Annotated in this window: 1 protein-coding gene; it reads left to right on the top strand. The window is 75.9% G+C overall.

Annotation, left to right across the window (positions count from 1 at the left end):
• The coding region (locus CCN44_RS44390; RefSeq protein ID WP_086697593.1) for an nSTAND1 domain-containing NTPase at positions 1-2,893 on the top strand (2,893 nt) is incomplete at both ends.

The following is a 2,893-nucleotide window of genomic DNA, read 5'->3' as shown; positions in this document are numbered from 1 at the left end:
GGCGCTGTCCCAGGCCGCGGCCGGTGAGCAGCTGCCCTCCCTCCAGGTGACCCTGGCCTATGTCGGGGCCTGCGGCGGCGACGCGGAGGAGTGGGAGCGGCGCTGGCAGGAGGCGGACCGGGAGGTGCGGGAAGCGGCGGCCGGCGCGGACGACGGTGCCGAGCCGCCGTACCAGGGCCTGGCCCGGTTCGAACCCGGGGACCACGACCGGTTCTTCGGCCGGGACCGGCTGCTGGCCGCCTTACGGCGCCGGGTCGGCGAGCGGCGGTTCACCGCGCTCTTCGGCCCGTCCGGAAGCGGGAAGTCGTCGCTGCTGCGGGCCGGGCTGATCCCCGCCCTGCGCGCCGCGCGCGAGGTGGCCGCCATCCGTGTCCTCACCCCGGGCGAGCACCCCGTCCGCGACCACGCCGCCGCGCTGGAGCCGGGCGGGGCCGGTGACACGCTGGTCGTGGTCGACCAGTTCGAGGAGGTCTTCACCCTCTGCCGGGACCCGGACGAGCGCAGGGCGTTCATCGACCTGCTGCTCACCGCGTGCGGGCCGCAGTCCCGGCTGCGGGTCGTGATCGCCGTGCGGGCCGACTTCTACGGCCGCTGCGCCGAACACCGCGCTCTGGCCGACGCGCTCGGGGAGGCCGGTCTGCTGGTCGGCCCGATGGAGCCCGGCGAACTGCGGGAGGTGATCGTCAAACCGGCCCAGGCGGAGGGCCTCATCGTCGAACGTGCCCTGACCTCGCTGCTCGTCGACGAGGTCGCCGGCGAACCCGGCGGTCTGCCGCTGCTGTCGCACGTCCTGCGCGAGACCTGGCGGCGCCGCCGCGGCCGGGCGCTGACCATGGAGGCGTACGAGGCCGCCGGGGGCATCCGGGGCGCCATCGCCCAGACCGCGGAGGACGTCCACAGCGCGTTCTCCGCCGAGCACGCCCGGCTCGCCCGTCTGATCCTGCTGCGGCTGATCACCCCCGGCGAGGGCGCCCAGGACACCCGTCGCCCCGTGGACCGTGCCGAACTCGACTTCGGCGGCCCCGCCGCCACCGCCGACGTCTCCCTGGTCCTGGACCGCCTGGCCCGCGCCCGGCTGATCACCCTGGACCACGACCGGGTCGACCTCGCCCACGAGGCGCTGATCACCGCCTGGCCGCGGCTGTCGGGCTGGATCGACGAGGAACGCGAGCAGCTGCGGGTGCACCGGCGGTTGACCGAGGCCGCCCGCGCCTGGGACGAACTCGGCCGCGACCCCGGCGCCCTGTACCGCGGGACCCGGCTCGCCGCGGCCGTGGAGCAGCTCGCCGAGTCCTCCCTCACCCCGCTGGAGCAGACGTTCCTCACGGCGAGCCGCACCGCCCGCCGGAGCGAGGTCCGTCGGCGGCGGGGTCTGGTCGGCGCGCTCGCCGTCCTCGTCGTCCTGGCCCTCGTGGCCGGAGCGGTCGCCTGGCAGCAGAACCGCGCGGGCGACCGCCGTCGCGTCGAGTCCGAGGCCCGCCGCGTCGCTGCGGTCGCCGACAGCATGCGCTTCTCCGACCCGGTCACGGCGATGCGGCTCAGCGTGGCCGCCTGGCGGCTGGCCGACACCACGGAGACGCGGTCGGCGCTGATCGCGGCCGCGGCACAGCGGGAGCAGGACGTGCTGACGGTGCCGGGCGCGGACTCGGGCCACAGCGACCTGACCAGCAACGAGCTGCGTCGGCTCACCGCGGACGGCCGGTACGTCGTGTCCGTCACCGCGGACCGGGTCGGCACCTGGGACCTGCGCACCCATCGCCGTACGCACTCCGGGCCGGGCCCCGGAGACCTGATGGCCTCCGGCGAGACCCCGGCCGTGAGCCCGGACGGCCGGACGCTCGCGGTGCCGACGGACGGCTCGATCAAGCTGTGGGACGTACGGACCGCACGGGTGACGGGCACGCTGGGCGGCGTTGCCCTGGCGTCCGAGGCGTACTTCAGCTCCGACGGGCGCACCCTCGTGGCGGAGGACTGGGGCCTGGAGACGGATCACGCGGTACTGGTGTGGGACCTGCGCGACGGCCGACGCCTGCTGCGCGTGCAGGAACACGGCGATGAGATCCTCCAGGCCGTGGCCCTCAGCCCCGACGGGCGCACCCTGGCGCTGTGCACCAGCGAGCGGGGGCTGGAGATGTGGGACACGGCGCGCCGCCGCAGGGCCGCCGCGCTCCAGGCGCCCCGGGCCCGGCCCGCGGACTGCGGCTCGGGCAGGCTCGTCTTCTCCCCGGACGGCCGGTCGCTGGCACTCCCCCAGGACGACGGCGTCCGCAGGTGGGACGTCCGCACCGGGCGGAAGCTGCCGTCCCTGGAAGCGGACGAGGTGACCGATGCGCGGTTCAGCCCGGACGGCGACTTCCTGGTGGGTACGGGAGCCAGAGCGCTGTACGTGTGGCGCCTGGAGCGCACGGAGGCGCCCATCGTGACCCACCGGCTGCCGGCCGGGGCGGTCAGCGATCTCGCCTTCGACCGCGAGACCGGCGCCCTGCGTTACCTGAACTCCACGGGGACCGTGGTCCGGACGCTGACGCTGGGACGGGCGTTGACGGCTCCGTGGGAGAAGGAACCGGCCTACGTGACCCAGCTCTCGGCCGACGGGCGGACGCTGGCCCGCCTCCGTGACGTGCGCGGCGCCCTGCGGCTGGAGGTCGTGGACACCCGCACCGGACGGGTCGTCTTCCGCGCCCCCGCGAAACCGTGTCCCGACGCCGACCCCGAGGGTGGGGTGGCCTGCTCCGACCTCATGGCGCTGAGCCCCGACGGCGGGTACGTCGCCTTCGGCCAGGGCTGGAATTCCGACGGGCCCGACGGTGCGGACCGGAGGGGGGTCACCGTCTGGAACGTCCGGACCGGCCGCGTCCACGCCGGGGGCGGGTCCGGGCGGGCGGTCGGCGGC

This window comes from Streptomyces tricolor, assembly GCF_002155905.1.
GTDB lineage: Bacteria > Actinomycetota > Actinomycetes > Streptomycetales > Streptomycetaceae > Streptomyces > Streptomyces tricolor.
Note: the sequence above shows the minus strand (reverse complement) of the source record. Positions and strands in the feature narration are given on the sequence as shown.